This window comes from Rosenbergiella nectarea (assembly GCF_900111105.1).
Taxonomy (GTDB): Bacteria; Pseudomonadota; Gammaproteobacteria; order Enterobacterales; family Enterobacteriaceae; genus Rosenbergiella; species Rosenbergiella nectarea.
In genome coordinates this window covers 190942-216976 of the sequence record NZ_FOGC01000006.1, presented here as the reverse complement: position 1 = coordinate 216976, position 26035 = coordinate 190942, and the positions used below count along the sequence as shown (strand labels likewise).

23 protein-coding genes, 1 tRNA gene and 3 pseudogenes are annotated in these 26035 nt (G+C 45.5%); 18 read left to right on the top strand and 9 right to left on the bottom strand.

Translation table 11 applies throughout. The features are described from left to right. Window positions 1–4: 4 nt before the first annotated feature. Window positions 5–81, bottom strand: a tRNA-Met gene (locus BMX14_RS09345). A 201-nt stretch (window positions 82–282) separates the two neighbouring features. Between BMX14_RS09345 and mltA the strand changes: the two genes are divergently transcribed. The 4 genes and pseudogenes from mltA to nadS all read left to right on the top strand — a co-directional run. Further along, window positions 283–1404, top strand: coding sequence for a murein transglycosylase A (mltA, locus tag BMX14_RS09340; protein WP_092675975.1), 1122 nt, complete (start codon window positions 283–285; stop codon window positions 1402–1404). A 35-nt stretch (window positions 1405–1439) separates the two neighbouring features. Next, the gene (tcdA, locus tag BMX14_RS09335; RefSeq protein WP_092675972.1) at window positions 1440–2237 is read left to right on the top strand and encodes a tRNA cyclic N6-threonylcarbamoyladenosine(37) synthase TcdA; all 798 of its coding nucleotides are present in this window, start codon (window positions 1440–1442) and stop codon (window positions 2235–2237) included. A gap of 171 nt (window positions 2238–2408) precedes the next feature. Next, window positions 2409–2693: pseudogene (locus BMX14_RS16910) on the top strand (type II toxin-antitoxin system RelE/ParE family toxin). A gap of 1 nt (window position 2694) precedes the next feature. Continuing rightward, window positions 2695–2879 (top strand): annotated as a pseudogene (gene nadS, locus BMX14_RS16905) (NadS family protein); the annotation flags it as partial. A 191-nt stretch (window positions 2880–3070) separates the two neighbouring features. Here nadS and BMX14_RS09325 read toward each other — a convergent pair. Beyond that, window positions 3071–3487: a hypothetical protein gene (locus BMX14_RS09325; RefSeq protein WP_092675969.1), complete on the bottom strand. Its 417-nt coding sequence runs from the start codon at window positions 3485–3487 to the stop codon at window positions 3071–3073. 204 nt (window positions 3488–3691) lie between these two features. Between BMX14_RS09325 and BMX14_RS09320 the strand changes: the two are divergent. Next, window positions 3692–4393: pseudogene (locus BMX14_RS09320) on the top strand (hypothetical protein). A gap of 641 nt (window positions 4394–5034) precedes the next feature. Here BMX14_RS09320 and BMX14_RS09310 read toward each other — a convergent pair. From BMX14_RS09310 to csdA, 3 genes are all read right to left on the bottom strand, one after another. Further along, window positions 5035–5385, bottom strand: a complete 351-nt coding sequence (locus BMX14_RS09310) for a hypothetical protein (RefSeq protein ID WP_092675966.1) — start codon at window positions 5383–5385, stop codon at window positions 5035–5037. A gap of 453 nt (window positions 5386–5838) precedes the next feature. Continuing rightward, window positions 5839–6285 carry a cysteine desulfurase sulfur acceptor subunit CsdE gene (gene csdE, locus BMX14_RS09305; protein ID WP_092675963.1) on the bottom strand — a complete coding sequence of 149 codons (447 nt, stop codon included), beginning with the start codon at window positions 6283–6285 and terminating at the stop codon, window positions 5839–5841. Window positions 6286–6295: 10 nt separating this feature from the next. Further along, a complete protein-coding gene (gene csdA / locus BMX14_RS09300; protein ID WP_092675960.1) occupies window positions 6296–7504 on the bottom strand; it encodes a cysteine desulfurase CsdA in 1209 nt (402 codons plus the stop codon). 126 nt (window positions 7505–7630) lie between these two features. On the opposite strand from csdA, the gene BMX14_RS09295 reads away from it, so the two are divergent. The 4 genes from BMX14_RS09295 to rlmM all read left to right on the top strand — a co-directional run bounded on the left by BMX14_RS09295 (window position 7631) and on the right by rlmM (window position 10726). Continuing rightward, window positions 7631–7858: a YgdI/YgdR family lipoprotein gene (locus BMX14_RS09295; RefSeq protein ID WP_092675957.1), complete on the top strand. Its 228-nt coding sequence runs from the start codon at window positions 7631–7633 to the stop codon at window positions 7856–7858. A 439-nt stretch (window positions 7859–8297) separates the two neighbouring features. Further along, complete coding sequence (locus BMX14_RS09290; protein ID WP_092675954.1) at window positions 8298–9203, top strand: transcriptional regulator GcvA; 906 nt, start codon at window positions 8298–8300, stop codon at window positions 9201–9203. Window positions 9204–9237: 34 nt separating this feature from the next. Then, window positions 9238–9633: a DUF423 domain-containing protein gene (locus BMX14_RS09285; protein WP_092675951.1), complete on the top strand. Its 396-nt coding sequence runs from the start codon at window positions 9238–9240 to the stop codon at window positions 9631–9633. Then, entirely contained in the window at window positions 9626–10726 is a 1101-nt protein-coding gene (gene rlmM / locus BMX14_RS09280; RefSeq protein WP_092675948.1) for a 23S rRNA (cytidine(2498)-2'-O)-methyltransferase RlmM, read from the top strand. The genes BMX14_RS09285 and rlmM overlap by 8 nt, the downstream gene beginning before the upstream one ends. A gap of 2 nt (window positions 10727–10728) precedes the next feature. Here the strand turns inward: rlmM and xni are convergent, their stop codons facing one another. The 3 genes from xni to queF form a co-directional block, all read right to left on the bottom strand. Further along, window positions 10729–11487 (bottom strand): flap endonuclease Xni, encoded by a 759-nt coding sequence (gene xni, locus BMX14_RS09275; protein ID WP_092675946.1) that lies wholly within the window; start codon window positions 11485–11487, stop codon window positions 10729–10731. Window positions 11488–11535: 48 nt separating this feature from the next. After that, the gene (gene ppnN / locus BMX14_RS09270) at window positions 11536–12900 is read right to left on the bottom strand and encodes a nucleotide 5'-monophosphate nucleosidase PpnN (protein ID WP_092675943.1); all 1365 of its coding nucleotides are present in this window, start codon (window positions 12898–12900) and stop codon (window positions 11536–11538) included. Window positions 12901–13017: 117 nt separating this feature from the next. Further along, window positions 13018–13863 (bottom strand): NADPH-dependent 7-cyano-7-deazaguanine reductase QueF, encoded by an 846-nt coding sequence (gene queF / locus BMX14_RS09265; protein ID WP_092675940.1) that lies wholly within the window; start codon window positions 13861–13863, stop codon window positions 13018–13020. Window positions 13864–13926: 63 nt separating this feature from the next. On the opposite strand from queF, the gene syd reads away from it, so the two are divergent. The 7 genes from syd (at window position 13927) to eno (ending at window position 23556) form a co-directional block, all read left to right on the top strand. Then, a complete protein-coding gene (gene syd / locus BMX14_RS09260; protein WP_092675937.1) occupies window positions 13927–14472 on the top strand; it encodes a SecY-interacting protein in 546 nt (181 codons plus the stop codon). Between the two features lie 689 nt (window positions 14473–15161). Continuing rightward, on the top strand, window positions 15162–15878 hold the full coding sequence (gene truC / locus BMX14_RS09255; protein WP_092675934.1) for a tRNA pseudouridine(65) synthase TruC: 717 nt from the start codon (window positions 15162–15164) through the stop codon (window positions 15876–15878). A gap of 61 nt (window positions 15879–15939) precedes the next feature. Next, entirely contained in the window at window positions 15940–17247 is a 1308-nt protein-coding gene (rlmD, locus tag BMX14_RS09250) for a 23S rRNA (uracil(1939)-C(5))-methyltransferase RlmD (protein ID WP_092675931.1), read from the top strand. A gap of 31 nt (window positions 17248–17278) precedes the next feature. Beyond that, complete coding sequence (gene relA, locus BMX14_RS09245; RefSeq protein WP_092675928.1) at window positions 17279–19513, top strand: GTP diphosphokinase; 2235 nt, start codon at window positions 17279–17281, stop codon at window positions 19511–19513. A gap of 54 nt (window positions 19514–19567) precedes the next feature. Then, window positions 19568–20356, top strand: coding sequence for a nucleoside triphosphate pyrophosphohydrolase (gene mazG / locus BMX14_RS09240; protein WP_092675925.1), 789 nt, complete (start codon window positions 19568–19570; stop codon window positions 20354–20356). Window positions 20357–20530: 174 nt separating this feature from the next. Next, window positions 20531–22168, top strand: coding sequence for a glutamine hydrolyzing CTP synthase (pyrG, locus tag BMX14_RS09235; protein ID WP_092675922.1), 1638 nt, complete (start codon window positions 20531–20533; stop codon window positions 22166–22168). 86 nt (window positions 22169–22254) lie between these two features. Then, the gene (gene eno / locus BMX14_RS09230) at window positions 22255–23556 is read left to right on the top strand and encodes a phosphopyruvate hydratase (protein WP_092675919.1); all 1302 of its coding nucleotides are present in this window, start codon (window positions 22255–22257) and stop codon (window positions 23554–23556) included. A 45-nt stretch (window positions 23557–23601) separates the two neighbouring features. On the opposite strand, the gene BMX14_RS09225 is transcribed toward eno, so the two are convergent. Then, on the bottom strand, window positions 23602–24972 hold the full coding sequence (locus BMX14_RS09225) for an aminotransferase class I/II-fold pyridoxal phosphate-dependent enzyme (RefSeq protein WP_092675915.1): 1371 nt from the start codon (window positions 24970–24972) through the stop codon (window positions 23602–23604). 325 nt (window positions 24973–25297) lie between these two features. Between BMX14_RS09225 and BMX14_RS09220 the strand changes: the two genes are divergently transcribed. Together BMX14_RS09220 and BMX14_RS17160 are read left to right on the top strand one after the other, a co-directional pair. Further along, entirely contained in the window at window positions 25298–25540 is a 243-nt protein-coding gene (locus tag BMX14_RS09220) for a Flp family type IVb pilin (protein WP_092675912.1), read from the top strand. A gap of 66 nt (window positions 25541–25606) precedes the next feature. Then, the gene (locus tag BMX14_RS17160) at window positions 25607–26026 is read left to right on the top strand and encodes an A24 family peptidase (protein WP_092675909.1); all 420 of its coding nucleotides are present in this window, start codon (window positions 25607–25609) and stop codon (window positions 26024–26026) included. The last annotated feature ends 9 nt before the right edge of the window (window positions 26027–26035 follow it).

Below are 26035 nucleotides of genomic sequence, written 5' to 3'. Positions count from 1 at the left end.
GTATTGGTTGCGGGGGCCGGATTTGAACCGACGACCTTCGGGTTATGAGCCCGACGAGCTACCAGGCTGCTCCACCCCGCGTCCGTGGAAGCGCACTATACGGATTACACCGATCTTTGCAACCCTAAATTTCGAATATCTCGAAAAAAGTCAGTTTTCGCTGCAAAATCACCCGGGTAGTCCTTTTTTTAAGCATTTTTTGCGGGGAACGCGCTTTACAGTTTTAATCTTTTAGGGGCTCTGTTATCTTCGCCAACAGACATTGAGCGATAAGAGAGACTCATGAAATTCCCACTACTGAAACTAGCTGTCACTGGCTCACTGGTCGCGATGTTACTCGCGGGGTGCTCATCGAGACCCACGGATCGAGGCCAACAATATAAAGATGGTAAAATCACTTCACAATTTGCCCTCCGTAATCAACCTAATGCTATCGGTGCACCCGTTAACGGCGGTGACTTCGTTACTCAAGTTCAGCAGGTACAAGGCGCCTCTTCGCGCATGTATCAGCGCCAGCAAAGTACCTTTAACGCCATTCAAAGTTGGTTAAACGCAGGGGGCGATACCCGCCAATTACGTAATTACGGTATTGAAGCCTGGCAGATGGAAGGGGCGGATGATTATGGTAACGTTCAGTTCACGGGCTACTACACCCCCGTCATTCACGCGCGCTACACCCGTCAAGGTGAATTCCAATATCCGATTTATCGTATGCCGCCGAAACACGGTCGCTATAAACTCCCTAGTCGCGCAGATATCTATAGTGGGGCGATCGATGCTCGTTATGTGATTGCATGGAGTAATTCCTTAATCGATAACTTTATGATGGATGTACAAGGAAGCGGCTATGTCGACTATGGTGACGGTCGTCCACTCACCTTCTTCGGCTATGGCGGTAAAAATGGCTGGGCTTACCACAGCATTGGCAAAGAGTTAATCGATCGCGGTGAAGTGAAACGCGAAGATATGTCGATGCAGGCGATCCGCGATTGGGCGGATAGCCATTCATATGCTGAAGTTCGTCAGCTGTTAGAGACCAACGACTCGTTTGTTTTCTTTAAACCTGAGCCTTTCACGCCCGTTCGTGGAGCCAGTGCGGTACCGTTGGTGGCGAAAGCTTCGGTAGCGGCTGACCGATCGTTGATCCCACCGGGTTCTGTACTGTTGGCGGAAGTGCCGCAGCTTAATGAAAAAGGCAAATTTAACGGTAAATATCAAATGCGCTTGATGGTTGCATTGGATGTGGGCGGCGCGATTAAAGGTCAACACTTCGATATCTATCAAGGTATCGGCCAAGAAGCCGCACATTTAGCGGGATTCTATAACCACTACGGAAGGGTGTGGATCCTGAAGTCTGCGCCTGGCGCGGGGGTCTTTTCGGCTAACCCGGTTTTTAGCCAATAAGCGGTATAGCGTTTTATCTTAAGAGTTGAACAACGATGACAGAAGCATGGCAGCAGCGGTTTTCCGGTATTACACGGCTATACGGTCAACACGCTGCACAATTTTTTCCTGACGCACGTTTCTGTGTGATTGGGATTGGCGGCGTCGGGTCTTGGGCTGCCGAGGCCCTTGCCCGAACGGGGATTGGTCATATCACGCTGATAGATATGGACGATGTCTGTGTGACCAATACTAATCGTCAACTGCATGCCTTAAAAGAAACAGTGGGTGAGCAGAAGATTGAGGTGATGGCGGCACGGCTACGCGAGATTAATCCGGAATGTCAGGTGACCTGCATTGACGATTTTATCAGTCCGGAAAATGTTGTGGAATATCTTAACCACTCCTTCGATTATGTGATTGATGCGATCGATGCGATCCGCCCCAAAGCCGCCTTACTGGCATTTTGCCGTCGACATAAAATCCCAGTGGTAACGGTAGGGGGAGCGGGTGGACAGATCGATCCTACGCAGATCGCGGTGGTGGATCTGGCGAAAACGATTCAAGACCCGTTGGCGGCGAAATTACGTGAACGTTTGAAGAGCGATTTTTCCATCGTGAAAAATAGCAAAGGGAAGTTAGGTATCGACTGCGTTTTCTCGACTGAAGCTTTACGCTATCCGCAAGCCGATGGATCGGTGTGTCAGGCCCGTGCCACCGCCGAAGGGCCTAAGCGCATGGATTGTGCCTCAGGCTTTGGGGCAGTGACTATGGTCACTGCATCTTTCGGCTTTGTGGCGGTATCTCATGCGTTGAAAAAGTTTATCGCCCGCAAGCTGCGCCAAGTAGTGTAGTGTGCGGTAAGATTTTAGTATGATAAAAACGAATAGAGTTTGATACTTTTTATCAGTCAGTATGAGTTCTCTGAAGAAATTTTTTCCCGGACACCAATTTTAATGAGGTGTCCGAGCAGTATTTTGTCCTTCGATAAGGAATTTCTAGAGGTATCACTCTTTAATCGGTAAATCCGATTGATTGCTACGGACGATTAGCTGAAGACGCTACAGTGTCAATTGATTGAGTCACCAGATAAAGGAGACTTAATTCAGGGAACTTATGGACTGAATTAATTCACAATGGCTACCGGTAATCAAGGGAAAAGCGGCAGGGCTAGAGTCATATACTTTTTTGCGACAAGTGAGACTATCTATCTGGTGATGGCTTATCCTAGAAGAACTAAGGATAGTCTAAGTGCGGCAGAAAAAACCGTACTGAAAAAGCGGGTTCAACAACTCAAAGGTGAGAGGTAGCATGAGTATAGTTAACGCATTGAAAGCCTCTCTCGAAGAAGCCGTAGCGATACAAATGATAAAAAATTACCGTCACGTGTAACCCGATATGATGATGCTGATGTCAAGGCTATTCGGGCGTCGCTCAATATTTCACTGGCTAAATTGGCGGAAGCGCTGGGTACTAGCCTTGATACCGTTAAAAGTGAGAACAGAAACGACGTATTGATTATCGGGTAGTAACTAAAATTAGTCATAATGGGAATCATACTAATAACATTTTATCCTAAACTTTAGGATTATATGGATATTTAAAAAATGGTTGAATCCCCCCTCCCACACTTATAAAAACATAGTTAGTTATTATTTTTATAACTGGTAGGAGAGAGGTTTATTCTTTATTTCTTCTGATTTATATAGTTGGTAAGAAATGCTTGAGCATCACCCTCTTTTGATAGTTCTTCGGAATAGACAATGTCTATATTTTGAGGGTCATTAGGGAGATATAACTCACCGCAACATCTACTGTTTATTATCATAGCCACAAATTTTTTGCCATTCACTGTTGTGGTATATCTAGTGTCTTGGTCAGTTTTTTCCACTTTCATTTTTTGGATCTTAAGGTTCCAATCGTTATCGACACCTTCTACTTGAACTAGAGCCTCATTCTCACTCTTTGGTCCAATCCTTAGAGTCCAAACCTTTACTCCTTGTTGACCATCATATGCTACTACATTACTGGCAACATCAGGTCTCCCTGCTGCATTAACAAATGTAGAAAACAAAAAAAATATTAACGCCAATGATTTTTTCATTACTGTCCTTTAATTTTTTAAAAAAGTGAAAATATAATTAAATATAAATATTTCAATTGCATTTTAATAATAAGTGTTTTTATTTATGATATCAACTTTGTTTTAGGTTTTAATAAACTTACATCTTTTTTTTCTTTATTTAGGAATTTTATTAAATTTTGGTTTTCAATCACGAATAATGAAAAAACGTAAAGGGCAATTAGCATGAGTAAAAGATCAGAAATCATTGATGGAAAATATGCGGCTTCTCAAAAAAAAGGGTTAGTTTACACCGAGGTTCTTGGGTGGGTTGATCTGGGGCATGCTCAGGGTGATGATATCAGAAACCTTCTCTCTATGATAAAAAAGGGGAAGGCATCTGGCAGGGAGTTTTATGATATTCGGTATTCGCAGGGGATGACTGGTTTATGGGGACAGTTCAGGTCAGGAAAAATGATGAGTTGGCAGATAAGGCGGGGAAGACCGGATTGGGAACAAAAAAGTATCGCGTTGGCGATGACAATAGCTAGAAAGTTTGAGGCGTTTCAAGGGGCGTTCCCCAATAATATGGTAACGGACAGCGGCTTTAGTGGTGAGGATCTTGTCTCAGACTTGCTGGGTTTTTACAGGGTTGTATCGATTAATAATCCTTTTCATTTAATCCGGCCTATTAGCAAAATTGAGGCACTTAAACGCTGGGATCACTACGGTAAAATAGGGAGTTGGAAGAATGAGACGTTCCAACCTTTGTTATTTCCAAGCCCTGAGAAAAAAAGCGAATGCTAGACCGTACTTAGGTGAGTTACCAACGTTCATGAAACAGGTTTTTCCATACAAAATTTTTCCTCTGGAAATGTCCTCCTTTCAAGAGGAATGGATAAAACGTATGTTGTTATTGGTTCAGGGAATAACAGGATGGGTCTGTGAGGAAATTCATAAACTTGCTTGCAATAACACTATTTACTTTGTGCGTGACACTATATCTTGGAGGGCCGTATCTAAAAATTGGATTTGCTAGTAGTGCTCATTATACAGATAAAGATAAAATTGAATATGAGTATTACACACCAGAAGTGCTGAAAAAATGCCTAGAATATCTAATAGTTATGAATTCACTTACACTAATGTAAGCGGTCCTCAAGCGTATGTTTTTTCTATTAATTACCATGGTGTTTCGGATGTTAATGGTTTATATGAATATTTAATATCGGAGGGGTATTTTCTTCAAAAAAACTTGTGATGTTGAGGCTGAGTGTTGGAGAAGTTATAGTAATAATGATGTTATTTCTGTCAGTAACTTTACTGATCCAAATGAAGTTTTTGTAGATGTTTACCGAAGCGATGACACAAAGTCTTTAGATAATCGTCAATGATTTACTTGAGATTTTTTGCCTCCCATCGTAATCTCTGGCTGCAAACAAAAAACTACCGCTACCAACGGTGGTTTGGTTGCCGAAGTTCAGAGCTACCAACTCTTTACTTCGAGGTAACTTGCTTATAGGGAGCGAAGTCACCAAAACTGTTCGTTAAGTGTAGCTGCATGAGAGACGTTATGGTAAATCCTTTGTTTATTTTGAATTACGTTTTTCTGATGTGTAGCTAGCTAGCTGATCACGCATGGCCTCTTTAAGCTTTGTGACAGTTATATCTCTTTGTTTAGTTATCATTTTTTTTTGTTCAATACTCAAGCCTTTCCATTGCTGTTCATCTGGACCAATGGATTCGCGGTACTGAATAAGTTTATCTGAACAGTGTCCAAAGGCCTCGTCCGAGGTTTCTTTTGAATCCTTTGAAGTATTAATATTCACATCCGCATAATGGAAAATGCATGATGTTAGGTTTTCTGCCGTAGTTTCCAAGGTTGAAGCACTTGACCCGAAGGGGATAAAGAGAATCAGACAGATACTTTTTAGTTTCATTACTTGGCCCTATAAAATTTAAATAATAGTGGTCTATATGCCTCCGTGGCCGGTATATAAAAATCACGGGGAGCTTTTTACATCATTTTGCTAAAATTCTCTGTATTTAACATAAGAGTGCTGTTGCGCACCGCCGACACGCCACTCAGCCGTAAAACCCCTTCAACCGTCCAAAAGTGACACTTTCTCTAGCTAAAACTGGGCAGAAATTGTGTTACCCATTTGTTGTCAGCTTCAGAGTTTTAGTTTGAGCCGCTTTAGCAGCTCAAAAAGCTATCTTTACCAGTACTGTCAGGGCTATTTAATGGTGCACGCTTGAAATATCACCCTTGTAAAATTAAAAAAGGTTACTGTCTGCGAATTAAGGTTGGATGTGTTGAAAATTATTAAACATTGTTTATTTTGCACTCAGCACAAGTCTTAATTTTTTACCAAGTTTAATATGACCAAACATTAAGCACGCTCTAAGGCGGCACTCGCCGCATTGTTAATCGCTTGGGCGACCGCCGTTAAGCCGCTATTGCGTGTCGCGGAGAGATGGTGGGCTAATCCTAAGTCGTTAAACACGGCTAACAGATCTTTATCGACCAGTGCTTGAGGAGAATCGCCCTCACATTGGCTGAGGATTATCGCTAATAAGCCTTTAACAATACGACTTTCGCTTTCGAACACAAAGTGGAATTGGCCCTGCTTTGTGAGCTCATGAGCGATCCACACACGGTTCTCACAGCCAAAGATCTCATTCTCTGTCGTACGAAACGCTTCCGGTAACGTTGGCATTTGACGACTCAGGCGGACTATCTCCCGGTATCGGTCTTCCCAATGAGGGCTTTTTTGTAATCGTTCTGCGATATCTTTCGCGGTGATATCTGTACCAAAAGGGTGAGCGGGAAGCTGCATAAATTCGGCCTTACTCTTCTTCAGTTAATAATTGATAGGCAAAGGTGACGGCTTTCACCAATTTCTCGACATCATCGTCAGTATTATACGCCGCGAAAGACGCACGTAAGGTGCCATGAACGCCCAACGCCTGCATCAAAGGCTGCGCACAGTGTTGGCCCACTCGTAAGGCCACATTGTGTTCGCTAATCAAGGTGAATAGGTCGGCACTGTGCAGTGATCTAAAAACGAAGGAGATAATCGGTGAAGCTGCCGCCCGAAATAGAGTAATTCCCGGCAGTGTTGCCAATTGCGCGGCTGCATGGTCGGCGAGCTTAAGGGTCCACGCTTCTGCGGCTTGCCAATCCACGGTCTGATGGAAATCGAGAGTGCTTGCCAAGCCTATTACCCCAGCGATATTCGGCGTACCCGGCTCGAAGCACCACGGGGCAGGGAGCAAACGATAACCGTTGAAGTCTACGTGGCTAATCATTTTTCCCCCCCCTTGAATGGGGCGCATCTCGTCCAAACGATCTTTGCGGGCGTAAAGTACGCCGATACCTGTTGGTCCGTACAATTTATGGCCGGAAAAAACGTAAAAATCAGCATCCCACTGCTGTACATCAGTCGCTTGATGGACAATTCCTTGCGCACCATCCACCAATACCGCAACACCAGCCTGATGGGCGAGCACAATAATGTCAGCCATCGGCGGCACATAGCCGGTCACATTCGACATTTGCGTGACGGCAACGAGGCGAGTGCGTGAGGTTAATCGTAACGCCAATTGCTCGATTTCCAGCTCACCCTCTGCGTTTACCGGCCAACGAACGATGTTGGCCCCAGTTTTTTCTGCCAGCATTAACCAGGGTAATAAATTGGCATGATGCTCTACTTCGCTGACTAGGATTTCGTCGCCGGGATGGAGCTGATGGGCTAACCATGCATCAGCGACTAAGTTAATGGACTCTGTGCTGCCCCGAGTCCAGATGATTTGATTGGCGTCGGCGGCATTAATTAATGCTGCGACTTGCTGACGACAGGCTTCGTAGCGTTCGGTCGTCTCTTTTGCCTGAGAATAATGGCTGCGATGAACCGTGCCGCCGGTTTGATAATAGGCTTGTGTCGCCTCAATCATCGCCTGTGGGCGCAGGCTCGTGGCGGCACTGTCGAGGTAACAGTTTGGTTCGTGAAGTGCTGGAAACTGCTGGCGAAACCAATCAGGAGAGAATTTTCTCATACTGTGCGTAACAACCTTTTTTTAATCCGAAACCATGGCAATTTTTCTTACATAGCCTATGGTAAGTATAAGAACTGAAAAAATCAGATCTATAATGGCTGAAGAAATTCGATATGGAGATAATAAATGAAAAAGCATCTTTTAGCTGTATTGGCTGTTTCAGGCTTAGCTTTTACTCTTGCAGGGTGTTCGAGTAATTATGTTATGCATACTAATGATGGGCAGACTATTGTCACTCAAGGTAAACCTTCTGTAGATGAAGATACCGGCCTCATTCTTTATAAAGATGGCGCAGGTGTCAAACAACAGATCAACCGTTCAGAAGTTAAAGACCTGACTGAAGTCGTTCAATAACCCCGCTTTAAGACTGGTGGCTTTCGCGACCAGTCTTCTCCCTGCATTACCCCGTTTAGCATGAATTAAATCTATCCGTTAACTACGCAAACGATTGGTATGGGCGCGAGTCGATCCGACCGTCATCCTCACCTTGTGCTGTTTTTAGGCAAAAAAAAACACCGCCTAAGCGGTGTTATAAACCATATACTATGGACAGACAGGGTGTATATCACAGGAAATAGTGGACTCGAACCTTCCAAGTCAAATGCAAACACAACATCACCACCTAAAGCGTCCTTCGATAAGCGCTTACGCTTACCGCAATATCACCTTCGGAAGTGGGCGCAACTATAGGTATTTAGTGGAAGTTACTCAATGGACAATTTATAATGCTTCACATTATAAAAACTAATGTTGTGATGGCTACCCGCTATCGACTAATGAGTCCCTATAGGATATGTCAAAACGTCTTCCTCCCCTTAATGCGCTCAAAGTGTTTGATGCTGCTGCACGACACCTCAGCTTTACGCGTGCCGCCGAAGAGTTATTTGTCACGCAAGCAGCAGTGAGTCATCAAATCAAAGCGTTAGAGGATTTTCTTGGATTAAAACTGTTTCGTCGGCGTAATCGCTCGCTGTTATTGACGGAGGAGGGGCAAAGTTATTATCTCGATATTAAAGAAATCTTCTCAGCCCTTAATGATGCGACGCGTAAATTGCAAGCGCGTAGCGCGAAAGGCGCGTTAACGGTCAGCCTACTGCCCAGTTTTGCGATCCAATGGTTGGTGCCCCGATTAACGAGCTTTAATCAACAACATCCTGGGATAGATGTGCGGATCCAAGCGGTCGATCGCGAGGAAGATAAATTGGCGGATGACGTCGACATTGCCATTTTTTATGGCAGAGGAAACTGGCCGGGCTTACGGGTTGAGAAGTTATACGCAGAATATCTATTACCCGTGTGTTCTCCTGTGTTGCTTACTGGCGAACGTCCGTTACAATCCCCCGCAGATTTAGAACATGTCACGTTACTGCATGATGCCTCGCGTCGTGACTGGCAAAGTTGGGTAAGGCAAGTCGGTTTACCACATATTAATGTGCAGCAAGGCCCTATATTTAGCCACAGTGCGATGGTGCTACAGGCCGCTATTCACGGCCAAGGCATCGCGCTAGCGAATAATGTGATGGTACAAAGCGAGCTTAGTTCGGGGCGTTTAGTGTGTCCCTTTAACGAAGTCCTCTCCAGTAAAAACGCTTTTTATCTGGTTTACCATGACAGCCAAGCAGAACTCGGTAAAATAGCCGCCTTCCGACAATGGATTATTGACACCGCTGCACGCGAGCAAGACAGTATAATAGCTTGATGCCCTGCACGATTGAGAATGACAAGGGAGGATAATGAATAGTCGAGTGATCTATATTTTTGTCGCCATTAGCGGCTTTCTGCTGGTGGCATTCGGTGCGTTTGGCGCCCATGTATTGAGCCATCTATTAGGCAGTGAACAGCTGGCATGGATCCATACTGGATTACAATATCAAGCGTGGCATACCTTGGCGATACTTGGTCTGGGATGCGCCACGCAGACCCGCCGCAATATTTGGTTCTATTGGAGTGCGGCCAGTATGGCCTTAGGCGTGGTGCTGTTTAGTGGCAGTCTATACAGCTTGGCATTGTCGCACCTACGCTTTCTAGTCTTTGTTACGCCAATGGGAGGACTTTTCTTCCTGATTGGGTGGTTGTTGATGTTAATTGGCGCACTGCGTCTGAGAAATAGGGCGAGTCGCCATGAATAAAGTATTACTGTATTGCCGACAAGGTTTTGAGAAAGAGTGTGCAGCGGAAATCACCGCAAGAGCCACTGAGCTTAACGTCTTCGGTTTCGCTCGGGTAAAAGATAACTCGGGATACGTTTTATACGAATGTTATCAGTATGAAGATGCCGATCGCTTAATCCGCGAACTCCCATTTGAAACCCTCATTTTCGCCCGTCAGATGTGTGTAGTCGGAGAGTTGCTTAAAAATTTACCGCAAGAAGATAGAATAACCCCTATTGTGGGTATGCTGACCGGCGTGGTCGAAAAAGCAGGAGAGCTGCGGGTAGAGGTACCGGATACCAACGAGGCCAAAGAGTTACTCAAATTCTGTCGTAAATTTACCGTGCCGCTTCGCGCCGCCCTCCGCCAAGAGAGCCTACTGCTAAATTACGAAAGCACTAAGCGGCCAGTTGTGCATGTTTTCTTTATTGCACCGGGGACTTGCTACGTGGGGTATTCCTACTCCAATAACAACTCTACGCTATTCATGGGGATCCCGCGTTTACGATTCCCTTCGGATGCACCCAGCCGTTCAACGTTAAAATTGGAAGAAGCCTTCCATGTATTCGTGCCGGCAGACGAGTGGGATGAGCGTTTAGCGAGTGGCATGTATGCCGTGGATTTAGGTGCCTGCCCAGGTGGTTGGACTTATCAGTTGGTGCAGCGCTCGATGATGGTCTTTGCGGTCGATAACGGTCCAATGGCCCCTTCATTGATGGACACGGGACAGGTCACGCATCTCCAAGAAGATGGTTTTCGGTTTCAACCGCCACGCAACAACATCAGCTGGTTAGTGTGCGATATGGTTGAAAAACCGATCAAGGTCGCGCATTTAATGATGCGTTGGATCGGTAATGGATGGTGCCGAGAGGCGATTTTTAACCTTAAGTTACCGATGAAAAAGCGTTACGAAGAGGTCACGCAAATTTTGTCCATGATGGAAAGTACGCTGGCTGAGCAAGGGCTTAATGTCCAAATTCGCGCCCGTCATTTGTACCATGATCGTGAGGAGATCACCGTCCATATTCGTCGTATCTGGAGTGCTTGGGCTGGACGGATAGACGAGCGCTAAAATCAAGCAGGTGTATAGCGTAACTGACGCAAGTTACCGCTGAGGGATAAATCGGTCCGTAGTTCGGCTAATTGACGGCTGATAAAGGCGCTATCTCGCCCCTGAATAAGCTTGGTTTGCCACTTAACCGGTATTTTATCCAGATGTTGATAGAGCTGTTCCAAACAGCCATATTGACTAATCAGTATTTGAGCGCTTTTTGGTCCAATCCCCGGTACGCCGGGGATTTTACTGCTCGAAATTCCACATAATCCCCAATAATCGGTGAGCTGTGCGGCCTGCACGCCATACTCTTGAGCGATAAAGGGGACATCTAGCCAGCGTTTTTGAAAGTAATCACGGATCTGAATATGGGCTGAAAGTAGCTGACAGTAACCTTTATCTGTCGAGACGAGCGTCACTTGATGGCCTGCTTGCCGTATTTTCACCGCTAAAGTCGCCGCTAGATCATCCGCCTCTTCTTCTGGTGAGGTCCAGCTAGTAATTCCTATCTCAGTAAACGCCTGTTCGATCGCGGGGAGTTGTAGGACGAGATCTTCCGGCATCGCATTACGTCCCGCTTTATAATCCGGGTAGAGTTGGTGTCGCCAACCGCTTTTACGCTGAGGATGATCGAAGACGGCGACAACGTGGGTCGGTTGGCTATGATGGAGGAGTTGTTTCGCCGCTGAAAGGCAACCTGTTAAGCAGTGGCTACCTTGTACGGCGTGGAGTCGGCGAATTAAATTCAACGCATCAATAATGAGTAAATGATAAGTCATCAGTGTGGTTCTCTCTAGGGCTGCGCAGGGTCGGCGCAGCCTTTTGAGTTAGCGGATAATTTTATAGCAAGGGACATAAGCACTACCGGGTAATTTCATCCGTTGCTGCGCAACGAAGCCCTGTAGCATTTCATCCATCCTCGCCATAATATCGCGATCACCGTTAATTAAGTAGGGGCCATGTTCCGCAATTTCGCGAATACCCACCTCTTTGACATTACCGGCTACGATACCGGAAAACATTCGGCGCAAATCGGCCGCGAGCTTCTCTACCGGTTGATCTTTGAACAGTTTGAGGCCCGTCATATTTTCATGCGAAGGGTAGAACGGATGCTGTAGCTCGCTATCGATATGTAATGACCAGTTAAAACTGTAAGCATCGCCAGTATCGCGGCGGTATTGTTTTACCGCTGGCATCGCTTCTTTCATCACGCGTGCGACTTCCGCTGCATCACCAATAATAATACGGTAATGTTGCGTTGCCGCGTCTCCAAGAGTGTGACGGATAAACTCATCAAGCATGGTGAAGTAGTCTTCGCTCTCTTTCGGGCCAGTCAGCACCAAAGGCAGCACTTGTTGCTGGTTAGCCGGGTGCATCATGATGCCTAATAGGTAAAGCAGTTCTTCGGCGGTGCCAACGCCGCCCGGGAAAATAATGATACCGTGGGCGATGCGGACAAAGGCTTCGAGCCGCTTCTCAATATCCGGCATAATAATCAGTTCATTAACCATTGGGTTAGGCGGCTCTGCTGCAATAATCGAAGGCTCAGTCATACCGATAAAGCGGCTATCGTGATAGCGTTGCTGAGCATGGCCTACCGCTGCGCCTTTCATCGGCGCTTCCATCGCCCCGGGACCGCAGCCTGTACAGACATTCAGCTCACGAAGGCCTAATTGTTTCCCCACTTCGCGACAATATTGGTATTCAATTGGATTGATAGAGTGCCCACCCCAGCACACCACCATATTGGGTAACTCACCGACATGCAATGCCCGTGCATTACGCAGCAGGGAGAACACCATATTAGTGATATACACCGAATCGGTGGGTGCGTGCTGTTTGACGCGTTTATCGGTATTCAGTTGTGCGGTCACGAAGACAATATCGCGTAACACGGCGAAGAGATTCGCTTGCAGCGAGCGGATAATTTGCCCATCGACAAAGGCGGCCTGGGGCGGGTTAATTAATTCGAGTTTAACGCCACGCTCACGGCGCAACACATTAATTTCATAATCCTTATACAGTGAAAGAATGGCGTCACTACTGTCGGTTTGACTGCCGGTATTCAAAACTGCCAATGAACAATTCCGAAACAGCTGGTAGAGATCGCTGCTCGCCGACTCTTTAAGCATGTCGACTTCAAGCTGCGAAAGAAGATCCATCGCTCCTAACGGACTAACATGGGTGATCAAGTGAGCTCCTTAGTATTTATCCAGAAAGTGGTGGTAACGACCTGCCACTTTCTGTGTGTGACTTCCAGGCTACGGCGTGACGCTTAAGGGCATCAGCCCCTTTTTAGTATAGCGTTATTATTGTCGCGCCAGGCGGCGGTTATGTGGAGTAAAGTGCTGATTAGTTCGCCATGGATTAATATCCAGACCGCCTCGTCGCGTGTAGCGGGCATAGACAGTTAAGACCTGTGGCTCACAAAGGGCCATAATATCCATGTAGATCCGTTCAACACATTGTTCATGGAACTCATTGTGCTGGCGGAAGGAGAGGAGATAGCGTAATAGGGCTTCACGATTAATTTTTTTACCCTGGTAGTGGATCATGACGGACCCCCAATCGGGTTGCTGGGTAATTAAACAGTTAGATTTTAATAAATGGCTAACTAAAGTCTCTTCAACCGACTCATCACTGGTCGATCCACGCAAATAGTCACGATTAAATTGATAGTCGTCGACGGTGATTGCCTGCTCATCGATCACTTCTCCAGCAAAATCATCAATAGGTTGCGCGGCGAAATCACTTAAGCGGCGTAAGGTGACACGGACCTCGCCCTGTGCGCACTGGCTTAGGTCACGCACCAAGGTCTGTTCGACACTTTGCCAATCGCTGAAACGCGTTTGGTTAAAACTGTTTAGATAGAGCTTGAAACTTTTGGATTCGATCAGATTCTGGCTAGAGGCAGGCAGTGCGACATCGCCAATGGCGACTTGAGGTATTCCGTTCTCGTTCAGCCAAGAGAGCTCGTAAAGCGTCCAGAAATCCTCTCCGTGGAAGGGGAGTTGGCCTTCATCAAGCTGTAAGCTATCGCGATTCAAGCTCCTAGGCACTGCTTGTAATAGGCTAGGTTGATAATCAGAAATATAAGCGGTCGATTTCCCCAACGTTAGGTCTGATAAGGTAGGATGGTTTTCGTAGTCGGCCATTGCATCTGTGCCCAAGTAAATGGATGATGGAAGAATTGTAACTGATTCAGAGTAATAAATAGAATGTTAGATGAGACCTCACAACACCTTAGCGATTTCACCCAGCGTTACTGCCAGCGTTGGGAGCAGGAGCGCCAAAGTGCTCCGCTAAACGATCAGCTTATAGGCATCGATTCCCCTTGTTTATTAGCGACCAATGAAAACGGTATCACTTGGCAACCTCAGCCTTTTACCTTACCGAAAAATTTGGATTCTGTGTCGAAAGGCGTCGATTTAGTCGTTCAACCCTCAGTCGTGGCTTTTTATACGACACAATTTGCAGCAGAAATGCCAGCATCGTTCGAGGGAATGCCGCTAACATTGTTACAGGTGTGGAACCGTGAGGATTTCACGCTACTGCAACAAAATCTAGTCGGGCATCTGGTAATGAAGCGGCGCTTAAAGCATAGCCCAACGTTGTTTATTGCGACGACTGACGACGACTCGACGATTATTGCTGTCAATAATCTCAATGGGCACGTTATTCTTGAAACTCTGGGTAAGAAACAGGATAAGGTGCTGGCACCTTCTTTGTGCGATTTTCTTCAAGTGTTACGTCCTAGGATGTGATTTTTATCGCTAGATAAGTAAATAAGATTGCTCTTATAAGTTTGACCTGCGTCACAAAAAAACACAATTAATCAAAAAATTAATTTATGAAACATATTTCGAATCAATTGGTTAAGTTTTTAACAATCAATAATTAAAGATTATTAAGAAACGTAGTGAAATAATCTGGTTGTATATCGCCATAACTTTGAGAAAATAGACGGGTCAGAAGGATGTAAATAAGTTCTAAGGATGGGCCCACGGATGGAACCGCTTTACGTTCAGTAAAGCGTGGGAATAGTTGATTAGGATGATGAGCTATTTCTAACATTAGGGAATCTTCTGCAGAAGGATAGGCTACAAAGGAAATGTAGCTGAGTTCATAGGATTATGTAGTCAGGAAGACACATCCTTCTGGATTGTCGAATCCTATGAATTAGCAGGATGCAGACAGCGGTAGGATACCGCACCAAATTAGGGAGTACCGTTTTTCGGTACTCCCTTTTTTTCGTTTATCACTCTGATCATGATATGATCTATCACTATTAATCACCTATCGGGTAAGCGTTTTAGCTTATTTCTTCCCCTACACCAAGAATATCGCCTCAAAGACTGAAATGACGGATACGATGTCATTAGAGAGTAACTTGGAAGAAAGCCTCCACTCGGGGCAGCTGAAATGAGTATCCTGCTGAGTTTTAGGGTTTTCTGTGCTTGAGATTATTTATCAAGACGAATGGATCGTTGCCGTCAATAAGCCGGCCAATATGTTGGTACACCGCAGTTGGTTGGCTCGTCACGAAACACAATTTGTTATGCAAACCTTGCGGGATCAGATTGGTCAGCATGTCTTTACCGTGCATCGGCTAGATCGACCAACCTCTGGTGTGCTGGTGTTTGGCCTGTCTAGCGAGGCTGGACGTGAGTTGTCTCAGCTTTTTGAGCAGCACAAAATGCGTAAAATTTATCATGCACTCGTTCGAGGTTGGATCGAGGGTGAAGGGGTGATCGATTATCCCTTACGAGAAGAGCATGACAAAATTGCCGATAAGTTTGCCACGGGTGAACCGGTTACACAGTCGGCGGTAACGGAATACAAAACATTAGCCCAAGTGGAGATGCCTTATCCGGTAGGACGCTATGATTGCTGTCGTTATAGCTGGGTGGAATTAATCCCCCAAACTGGGCGTAAGCATCAGCTTCGTCGGCATATGTCTCATCTACGGCATCCCATTATCGGTGATACCGCGCACGGTGATCTGAAACAGAACCGGGGTGCCGCTGAACACTTCGGCTGTCAGAGGCTTATGCTACATGCCTCGATGCTTTCTTTTATCCATCCTTTCACCCAGCAGCTCATCACCTTAGAAGCTGGAATGGATGAGACGTGGCAACAGATGTTGCAGCAGTTTGGGTGGACGGGTTGATTCATTCACTGGATTAACTCAGCACGTACAACGCTATTTTTACCTGTGGGATGCCATCGCTATGGTGCAATTTTATAAAGCAAAAAAAACAACACCCGTCCGTAAAACCTTCCAGCTCTCGGTTGATGGGCTAGATCAATTTGGGCAAGGCGTTGGCCATCACCAAGGTAAAGCGTGTTTCGTTGAAGGCTTGCTTCCGGGGGAAATCGGTAAGGTTGAGGTTATTGAGGATAAGCGCCACTACATGCGCGCCAAATTGGTCACCTTATCTCACGTTAGCCCCGAACGACGGGAACCTCGCTGCCCCATTTACTCGAAATGTGGCGGCTGCCAACAGCAGCATATTAGTGAATCTTTACAGCAAAGCTCGAAAGCCGCTGCGTTAGTGCGGTTACTTAAACCGGTGGGTGTTGAGAAAATCGATGACGTGATCAGTGCAGAGAGTTGGCATTATCGTCGTCGAACGCGGCTCAGTTTGCGCGTTGATAACACCGGCCAACTCATTATGGGATTTCGACGTAAAAAAAGTAATGAGATTGTTTCAGTCCAAGACTGTCCTATTTTAGTGCAACGGCTGAATACTTTACTCCTTCCGTTACATCGCTGTTTGTCTCAACTTGAGACGGTTTCCCATCTCGGTCATGTTGAGCTGGTGGCTGCGGACAACAGCACGGTTACGGTAGTACTCAGACATTTACGTCCCCTATCGTCGAAAGATATTAAAAACTTGGAACAGTTTTCGCATAATCATTCTGTTTCACTTTTTTTAGCGGATGGACAGCAACAAACTCTGCTGAGGGGTGAAATGCCGTGGTATGGTATTAATCAGATAAATTTATATTTCAATCCTCAGGGATTTATCCAAGTTAATGCGAAAATTAATCAACAAATGATTGATAACGCTATAAAATGGTTAGATATCAAACCGACCGATCGTATTCTTGACCTTTTTTGCGGAGTAGGAAACTTTACGCTCCCTTTAGCAAGATTCGCGAGTTCAGTCACAGGTGTTGAGGGTTTAGCAGAATTAGTTGCTAAGGCGGAGTACAATGCCCAACGAAATAACATTACCAATGCTGCCTTTTACCAACACAATTTAGAACAAGATGTCTTGCAGCAACCTTGGGCAAAACAAGGCTTCACGAAAGTCTTATTAGATCCCGCTCGCGCTGGCGCGGCAGAGGTCATGCCATATGTGTGTGCGTTACAACCGGAGTGTATTGTCTACACCTCTTGTAATCCCGCTACCTTGGCACGGGATAGCCAGATCGCCGGTCAGTTTGGATACCGGGTGGTAAAAGTGACGATGCTAGATATGTTTCCACACACTGAACATCTTGAGTCGATGGTGTTGTTTGAGCGTCGTTAAGCATTAAGTCTATAGTTATGCGGGAGAGATCATGGTTGCAGTAAGAAGCGCACACCTTAATCCGTCCGGAGAGTTTGCGGCCGAGCAATGGATTGAGAGTCTACATAATATCTCTGAGCCGACAGGTAAAACATTAACGACCTGTTGGAGTTACTGTCAGGAAAAAACCCTCGATCATCCTGCGCAGGCAATTCTGCTGAGTCGCGGTATAGAGATGGTAGAAATCTTGACGACGCTGAGCATGGATTGTGACACGTTGTGCGCCGCGCTGATTTTCCCGCTGGCCAATGCTGGCGTGCTTGATGCTGAGCAGATTAAAGACGCTTACGGTAATAGTATCCTTTTTCTGGTGAATGGCGTACTGGACATGGATGCCATTCGCCAACTCAAAGCCATTCAAAATGACTCAATGGCCTCAGAGCAGGTGGATAACATCCGCCGCATGTTGCTGGCGATGGTCGAAGACTTCCGTTGCGTGGTCATCAAGTTAGCCGAGCGTATCGCCTACTTGCGCGAAATGAAAGATGCCCCAGAAGACGAAAGAGTTCTCGCCGCTAAAGAGAGCTCTAATATCTATGCGCCTCTCGCTAACCGCTTAGGAATTGGTCAACTTAAATGGGAACTTGAAGACTACTGCTTCCGCTATCTACACCCTGAAGAGTACAAGCGAATTGCCAGCTTGCTCCATGAGCGTCGAATCGACCGCGAGATGTACATTGATAATTTCGTGACACAGATCCGCGATATGATGAGCAAGGAGGGGGTGCGTGCTGAAGTCTATGGTCGACCTAAGCATATCTATAGTATCTGGCGGAAAATGCAGAAAAAGTCACTGGCTTTCGATGAGTTATTCGATGTCAGGGCCGTACGGATAGTCGCTGAGCGCCTACAAGATTGTTATGGTGCCCTCGGTATCGTGCATACACTCTTCCGTCATTTACCGAATGAATTTGATGATTATGTGGCGAACCCTAAACCTAATGGTTATCAATCTATCCACACGGTGGTGTTAGGGCCGAAAGGCCAAACGGTTGAAGTGCAGATTCGAACTAAACAGATGCATGAAGACGCTGAATTAGGGGTGGCTGCGCACTGGAAATATAAAGAAGGCAGTACAACGCCAGTAGGAAGAGGGGCGGCGGGCCATGAGGGCCGTATTGCTTGGCTACGTAAGCTGATTGCTTGGCAAGAAGAGATGGCGGACAGTGGCGAAATGCTGGAGGAAGTCCGTAGCCAAGTGTTCGACGATAGAGTCTATGTTTATACCCCTAAGGGTGATGTTATTGATCTGCCTGCGGGGTCAACGCCACTCGATTTTGCTTACCATATTCATAGTGATATCGGTCATCGCTGTATCGGCGCGAAAATCAGTGGACGAATTGTTCCCTTCACTTACCACCTGCAAATGGGTGACCAAGTTGAAGTGATCACGCAAAAGCAACCCAACCCGAGCCGAGATTGGCTAAATCCGCATCTAGGTTACATCACGACCAGCCGCGGACGGGCAAAAGTGCATGCTTGGTTTAAAAAACAAGATCGCGATAAAAATATCCTCGCCGGCAAGCAAATCCTTGATAATGAGTTAAATCAACTGGATATCAGCTGGAAGGATGCGGAGAAATATTTGCTGCCTCGCTATAACATGACCTTTATGGAAGAGATCTTAGCGGCGATTGGTGGGGGCGATATTCGCCAAAACCAAATGGTTAACTTCCTGCAAGCGAAGGTTTATAAACCGAGTGCAGAAGAAGAGGACCAGAAAGCCTTAGAGCAGCTTACGCAGAAATCGGCCAGTAATCAGTCAGCCCGTAAAGATAGTGGCCGTATTGTGGTGGAAGGTGTAGGTAACCTGATGCATCATATTGCCCGGTGCTGCCAGCCGATACCGGGTGATGATATAACCGGGTTCATTACCCAAGGCCGCGGGATCTCAATTCACCGCGCGGACTGTGAGCAGCTAGCGGAATTGATTAACCATGCCCCAGAGAGGATTGTCGATGCGGTCTGGGGGGAGAACTACTCCAGTGGCTACACCTTGGTGGTGCGAGTCGTGGCCAATGACCGCAGTGGGTTGCTGCGAGATATTACGACGATTCTAGCCAATGAAAAGGTCAACGTGCTAGGCGTTTCAAGCCATAGCGATACGCGTAAACAACTCGCCACCATCGATATGGAAATCGAAATCTATAATCAGCAGGTATTAGGACGAGTGATTTCTCGGTTGAACCAAATTCCTGATGTCATCGATGCCAAGCGGCTTCATTAAATTTTTTGCAAACCACTCTCAGGAGTGGTTTTTTTCTTATTAAGGGGTTTTGTTATGAGTGATTCATCATTGTCGCAGTTACTGTCAGTGATGCAGCGCTTGCGTGATCCTGAGCAAGGTTGTGAGTGGGACAAGCAGCAGACGTTTGACACTATCGCCCCCTACACGTTAGAAGAGTGTTATGAGGTCTTAGATGCGATTGCCCGTCAAGACTTTAGCGATCTGCAACAAGAGCTAGGGGATCTACTTTATCAAATTGTTTTCTATGCGCAGATGGCGTCAGAGCAAGGCCGTTTCAACTTTCAGGACATTTGCCAAGCGATCACCCAAAAACTGATCCGCCGCCACCCCGATGTCTTTAGTGACGCTAACTCGACTCAGGGTTGGGAGCAGATAAAACAGCAAGAGCGGAAAGCAAAAAGCCAATACTCACTGCTCGATGATATTCCTCACGCCATGCCTGCATTACTTCGCGCAGATAAAATCCAACAACGCTGCCAGACAGTAGGCTTTGATTGGGATACGCTTGGCCCAGTAGTGGATAAGGTCAAAGAAGAGCTTGATGAGGTGATGGAAGAGGCGACAATGGTTGACCGTAATCCAGAACGCCTCGAAGAAGAATTGGGCGATTTACTTTTTGCAACGGTTAATCTTACCCGCCATTTAGGCGCGCGGGCGGAGACAGCGCTGCACAAGGCTAACGTAAAATTTGAACGGCGGTTTCGTCAAGTCGAACTCAACATCATCGAACAAGGCCTTACCCTTGACCACGCGAGTCTAGAACAGATGGAGCTAGCATGGCAACACGTCAAGCAAGATGAAAAAATGGTCAAGGATAAGTAGACGAATGATTGCTGATTGAAATCAAAAGAGAGGCGTGGCAGATTAGGTATCATCATTATAAGTTGAACAGTGAAGGCGGGTGAATGAGCAATTGTGACACCACAGAGTTTCGGGTATACTGCTTTCCCGTCCTGGTGCATCCACCGTCTTTAAACCTAAACCTTCAGGTTCTGCATGACAACTAACTATATTTTTGTGACCGGCGGGGTCGTTTCCTCTCTGGGTAAAGGCATTGCTGCAGCCTCTCTGGCAGCCATTCTCGAAGCTCGTGGTCTTAAAGTGACTATTATGAAGCTTGACCCCTATATCAACGTCGATCCTGGGACGATGAGCCCTACTCAACATGGTGAAGTATTTGTCACGGACGATGGTGCCGAAACGGATCTCGACTTGGGTCACTATGAGCGTTTTATTCGTACCCGCATGAGCCGTCGTAACAACTTTACGACTGGACGCATTTACTCTGAAGTACTGAGAAAAGAGCGTCGTGGTGATTATTTGGGTGCAACCATCCAAGTTATTCCTCATATTACTAATGCCATTAAAGAACGTATTATCGAAGGCGGCGAAGGCCACGATGTCGTATTGGTAGAAATTGGTGGTACGGTTGGGGATATCGAATCGCTGCCTTTCTTAGAAGCTATTCGTCAAATGGCGGTGGACGTAGGACGTGAGCATACGCTTTACATGCACTTGACCCTGGTGCCTTACATGGCAGCGGCTGGCGAAGTTAAAACCAAGCCAACGCAACACTCAGTCAAAGAGCTACTCTCTATCGGTATTCAGCCGGATATGCTGATCTGTCGTTCAGATCGTGCAGTGCCAGCCAATGAGCGAGCAAAAATTGCGTTATTCTGTAACGTACCAGAAAAAGCAGTTATCTCACTTAAAGATGTTGATTCAATCTATAAAATCCCAGGGATGTTGAAATCTCAAGGTTTGGACGACTACATCTGTAAGCGCTTTAACCTTACCCCACCGATCGCCGATCTCTCCGAATGGGAACAAGTCATTTACGAAGAAGCGAATCCAGGTGGTGAAGTCACTATCGGGATGGTAGGCAAGTACATAGAACTTCCCGACGCTTACAAATCGGTTATTGAAGCTTTAAAACATGCAGGCCTTAAAAACCGTGTAACAGTCAGCATCAAACTCATTGATTCGCAAGATGTTGAAACACGGGGGACAGAGGTGCTGAAAGATCTGGATGCGATCTTGATCCCTGGTGGCTTCGGTTCGCGCGGTATTGAAGGTAAAATCATGACCGCTCAATACGCTCGCGAAAATAAAATTCCTTATTTGGGCATCTGTTTAGGGATGCAAATTGCGCTGATTGAATTTGCACGCAACGTAGCCGGTATGCAAGACGCAAACTCCACAGAGTTTGATGCAAATTGCCAGTCGCCTGTTGTGGCACTGATTACTGAATGGCGCGATGAAGAAGGTAACTTAGAAGTTCGTGACGAGAAAAGCGATCTGGGCGGCACCATGCGTTTGGGTAGCCAACCTTGTCAGTTAAGCGACGACAGTATCGTTCGTAAACTCTACGGTTCAAGCACTATCGTTGAGCGTCATCGCCATCGTTACGAAGTTAACAATTTCTTATTGAAACCAATCGAACAAGCGGGCTTACGTATCGCGGGTCGCTCCGGCGACGATCAATTGGTCGAAATTATTGAAAACCCTAACCATCCTTGGTTTGTTGCGTGTCAATTCCACCCAGAATTTACCTCAACGCCACGCGATGGACACCCACTATTTTCAGGATTTGTGGGTGCCGCGGTAGATTTTCAAAAGCGGATGGATAAGTAAGCTTTTTGGTGCAGCCAGTGAACCTTTCACTGGCTGTGTGTCTTAGATTTAAGAACGTTAGCTTAACTAGTACTGAGGAACAACGCATGTCCAAAATCGTAAAAATCATCGGTCGTGAAATTATTGATTCGCGTGGCAATCCGACTGTTGAAGCAGAAGTGCATTTAGAAGGCGGTTTCGTAGGGTTAGCGGCTGCGCCATCAGGCGCGTCTACAGGTTCCCGTGAAGCACTGGAATTACGTGACGGTGATAAATCACGTTTTCTGGGCAAAGGTGTGACTAAAGCGGTTGCAGCGGTCAATGGTCCTATTGCGGACGCGTTGACAGGTAAAGATGCCAAAGACCAAGCTAACATCGATAACACCATGATCGAGTTAGATGGTACTGAAAACAAATCAAAATTCGGTGCCAATGCCATCCTAGCGGTCTCCCTTGCTGCGGCAAAAGCGGCTGCCGCGTCAAAAGGTCAACCTCTTTACGAGCACATTGCTGAGCTTAACGGTACTCCAGGCAAATTCTCTATGCCATTACCGATGATGAACATCATCAATGGTGGTGAGCACGCTGACAACAACGTCGACATTCAAGAATTCATGGTGCAACCGGTTGGCGCATCAAGCTTGAAAGAAGCAGTACGTATGGGCTCAGAGATTTTCCATCACTTAGCTAAAGTACTAAAAGCTAAAGGCATGAACACCGCAGTGGGTGACGAAGGGGGCTATGCGCCAAATCTTGGCTCTAACGCTGATGCCTTAGCGGCGATCGCTGAAGCGGTAAAAGCAGCAGGCTATGAGCTAGGTAAAGACGTTACCCTAGCGATGGACTGTGCTGCCTCTGAGTTTTATAACAAAGAGACGGGTAACTATGAGCTAAAAGGCGAAGGCAAAACCTTTACCTCTCAAGAGTTCACCCATTACTTGGAAGAGCTGACCAAGCAGTACCCAATCGTTTCAATCGAAGACGGCTTGGATGAGTCTGACTGGGACGGCTTCGCTTACCAAACGAAAGTACTGGGCGACAAAATCCAGTTAGTCGGTGATGACTTATTCGTAACCAATACCAAAATCCTTAAAGAAGGGATCGATAAAGGTATTGCTAACTCAATCCTAATCAAATTTAACCAAATTGGTTCGCTGACCGAAACGTTAGCGGCAATCAAAATGGCGAAAGATGCTGGATACACTGCCGTCATCTCTCACCGTTCAGGTGAAACGGAAGACGCAACCATTGCAGACCTAGCAGTCGGTACCGCAGCGGGACAAATCAAAACCGGCTCTATGAGCCGTTCCGACCGAGTAGCTAAGTACAACCAACTGATTCGTATTGAAGAAGCGTTGGGTGGAAAAGCAGCGTTTAATGGCCTTAAAGAAGTGAAAGGCCAAGCATAATCGTTTTAATCGCCCGATAAAGCCCTCATGATGAGGGCTTTTTTTTTACTCTATCTTAGCAAGAGCCGGTTCATAGTGTGGTAATAAAGAAGGTAATTGAACGCTCACTTTTTCCAACTCAGCCAGGGTAAAAAGGCTGAAAGGGAAAAGGAAGCAAGTGGTATCAAGGTTTGAGCCAGAGCTTAACTTGACCGGAAAAAATACTGTATTGATGAGCTCTGCAGGGAGCGTTTTTTCTATCGCTGAGAAGTAGCAAAACCCACTCTCTTCGTGATAATTCACGTTCAGCGTAGGTAATTGATCGGTACAGATGTGTTTGGCAAGTTGCGATTTAGTATAGCGTTCCTCGATCAAAGAAGTCAGATACTTCATTAAGTATGAAGAGGCAAGGAATGACTCGACGATATGAAAACTGGCTGGCGGGTAGACACTGCTTACCGCCTGATTTAGCTCAGTGAAGCGGTTAATGTACTCTTGTGGTAAAGCGAGAATAGCTACGTTATAGGTAGTGCCTAAAACCTCATAGAGTTCGGTCAGATAGATAATTTCAACTGAAGTGGGTTGAGAATAAAGCGGTAGAGAGATGTTCTTTCCAAACCCTAGCATGGCGTAGCTGTCATCCTCAATAAGTAGTGTTCTGTTTTGAGCTGCCCAGTCAAGAAGCCGGCTCTTCCGTTCATCACTCATACGCGTAGCGGTGGGGTAGTGCAAGGTGGGCATGCAAAGCAACGTCGCATCAGTGATAGCAGGAAGCGCTTCAACGCATAATCCCTGATGATCAGTAGGCACGACAATTACCTCGAATTGTAACTGTGTAAAAAGAGCGCTAACTCTTGGCGAACAAGGATCGCCGACGATAATGACTTTTTTTCTGCCACATTGTTGTAAAAAAAGGGCAATCAACGTCATGGCCTCTTGATGACCAGAACAAAGCAACAATGGAGTGTCTTCGACGACTAATCCTCGCGATAATTTGAGAAATCGTTGTAAGTACCCGGGCGAGAGGGAGGAAGAATAACGAGAAAAATTATCGTAATTACTGACCCAGCGTTTAATAAAATGAGGAGGGAACTTACAAGGGCGCTTTTGCATCAATTTCGACAGTTGCTGCTGTGAGAATTCTTCTTTAGAAACGGGGTTATCGAATGGAGATTGATCAGATTTTGATGAGCAATGCTGGGAAGCGTAAAACCCGTTCTTTACGACGCGATAGCCACTCCTTTCAAATCCTTGAATATACCCCATTGATTCTAGATGTTTATAAACGACTAATACTGTGCCACGAGAGATATTATAACGAGAACTCATACTACGAATTGAGGGGAGAAAGTCTCCTTCATTAAGTGTTCCTTGTATAATCATTGAAATAATTTTATTAATGATTTCTTCCTTAACTATTCCTTTAGCCCTTGTCATGTTATCTCCATGATAAAATTGCAATAGATTAAATCATTATTAATTACATAAAGAAATGAAAAATTCTCGATAACTAAGTGAAAACTCTTTTCACGCCTTTAATATCGGCATTTTTACTAAAATTATTAGATGAAATTATTACGATATTAACTATAAATGATAATATCTTTTAGTTTTGCTGACAATTTTTTAAAACCAAACTGTATCTTGATTAAATGGATTAATAAAGTAGCATCTGTTTTGTAAATCCTAATAAATTTACGGTGATTTATATAATATTAAGGATAGATCTCAATATCAACGCCTAATTGGATAAGGAAAGCTAATGAAAAATATTATGATGTATGGTGTAGTCTATAGCCACAACTTCATCAGTGATGGTCTGAATAAGTTCAAGCAGAAGCTGAGTAAAGAAGACGGCGTAACCGCAATTGAATATGCGGTAATCGCCGTAGCCATCAGTGGACTGCTGTTAGCCGTGTTTGGCAGTGGAGATAAATCGTTCATCACCGCAATTACTGATAAATTCAACACGTTAACTGAAAATATCAAAGATACAGTCAAGTAATAACGTATAACTTATAAAGTTATATTATTAGTAGTCGATAAAGGAGTTAACACTCCTTTATCTAAAATGTCGCAGATTATGTTATTTTTAATTACTTTATTACTGATTAGAGTATGCTATACCGATATACGGTATAGAATAATAGAAAACAAGTGCGTAGTAATTATTCTATTAGTTAATATTCTTTATTTTTTTATAATGGGGAAACTACCCTATCTATTATCCTCAGTAACTATTTTTGCAGTAGGTTTTTTTTGCATAGTCTGTAATTGTGTGGGGGCTGGTGATGTTAAATTACTCTCGGTGCTAGGTATGATGTTTCCACTTAGGGAAATTCCTGATTTTATATTTTTGGTCGCACTATCAGGCTTACCATTGATCCTCGTTGTTTATGGTTTACATCGTTTTTCAAAAGGAATTTTTTCGAAAACGTTACCATACGGTGTGGCCATAACCAGCGGGTATTTACTTAAAACATTAATGTAATTTAGGAAT

Bases quoted from the DNA above. Each gene is read 5' to 3' on its own strand.
- pyrG (WP_092675922.1), top strand. From the start codon at position 20,531: ATGACAACTAACTATATTTTTGTGACCGGCGGGGTCGTTTCCTCTCTG.
- mazG (WP_092675925.1), top strand. From the start codon at position 19,568: ATGAGTGATTCATCATTGTCGCAGTTACTGTCAGTGATGCAGCGCTTG.
- syd (WP_092675937.1), top strand. From the start codon at position 13,927: ATGTTAGATGAGACCTCACAACACCTTAGCGATTTCACCCAGCGTTAC.
- BMX14_RS09325 (WP_092675969.1), bottom strand. From the start codon at position 3,487: ATGAAAAAATCATTGGCGTTAATATTTTTTTTGTTTTCTACATTTGTT.
- BMX14_RS09225 (WP_092675915.1), bottom strand. From the start codon at position 24,972: ATGACAAGGGCTAAAGGAATAGTTAAGGAAGAAATCATTAATAAAATT.
- tcdA (WP_092675972.1), top strand. From the start codon at position 1,440: ATGACAGAAGCATGGCAGCAGCGGTTTTCCGGTATTACACGGCTATAC.
- BMX14_RS17160 (WP_092675909.1), top strand. From the start codon at position 25,607: ATGTCGCAGATTATGTTATTTTTAATTACTTTATTACTGATTAGAGTA.
- rlmD (WP_092675931.1), top strand. From the start codon at position 15,940: ATGGTGCAATTTTATAAAGCAAAAAAAACAACACCCGTCCGTAAAACC.
- xni (WP_092675946.1), bottom strand. From the start codon at position 11,487: ATGACTTATCATTTACTCATTATTGATGCGTTGAATTTAATTCGCCGA.
- eno (WP_092675919.1), top strand. From the start codon at position 22,255: ATGTCCAAAATCGTAAAAATCATCGGTCGTGAAATTATTGATTCGCGT.
- BMX14_RS09290 (WP_092675954.1), top strand. From the start codon at position 8,298: ATGTCAAAACGTCTTCCTCCCCTTAATGCGCTCAAAGTGTTTGATGCT.
- BMX14_RS09295 (WP_092675957.1), top strand. From the start codon at position 7,631: ATGAAAAAGCATCTTTTAGCTGTATTGGCTGTTTCAGGCTTAGCTTTT.
- csdE (WP_092675963.1), bottom strand. From the start codon at position 6,285: ATGCAGCTTCCCGCTCACCCTTTTGGTACAGATATCACCGCGAAAGAT.
- rlmM (WP_092675948.1), top strand. From the start codon at position 9,626: ATGAATAAAGTATTACTGTATTGCCGACAAGGTTTTGAGAAAGAGTGT.
- csdA (WP_092675960.1), bottom strand. From the start codon at position 7,504: ATGAGAAAATTCTCTCCTGATTGGTTTCGCCAGCAGTTTCCAGCACTT.
- relA (WP_092675928.1), top strand. From the start codon at position 17,279: ATGGTTGCAGTAAGAAGCGCACACCTTAATCCGTCCGGAGAGTTTGCG.
- queF (WP_092675940.1), bottom strand. From the start codon at position 13,863: ATGGCCGACTACGAAAACCATCCTACCTTATCAGACCTAACGTTGGGG.
- mltA (WP_092675975.1), top strand. From the start codon at position 283: ATGAAATTCCCACTACTGAAACTAGCTGTCACTGGCTCACTGGTCGCG.
- BMX14_RS09285 (WP_092675951.1), top strand. From the start codon at position 9,238: ATGAATAGTCGAGTGATCTATATTTTTGTCGCCATTAGCGGCTTTCTG.
- BMX14_RS09220 (WP_092675912.1), top strand. From the start codon at position 25,298: ATGAAAAATATTATGATGTATGGTGTAGTCTATAGCCACAACTTCATC.
- BMX14_RS09310 (WP_092675966.1), bottom strand. From the start codon at position 5,385: ATGAAACTAAAAAGTATCTGTCTGATTCTCTTTATCCCCTTCGGGTCA.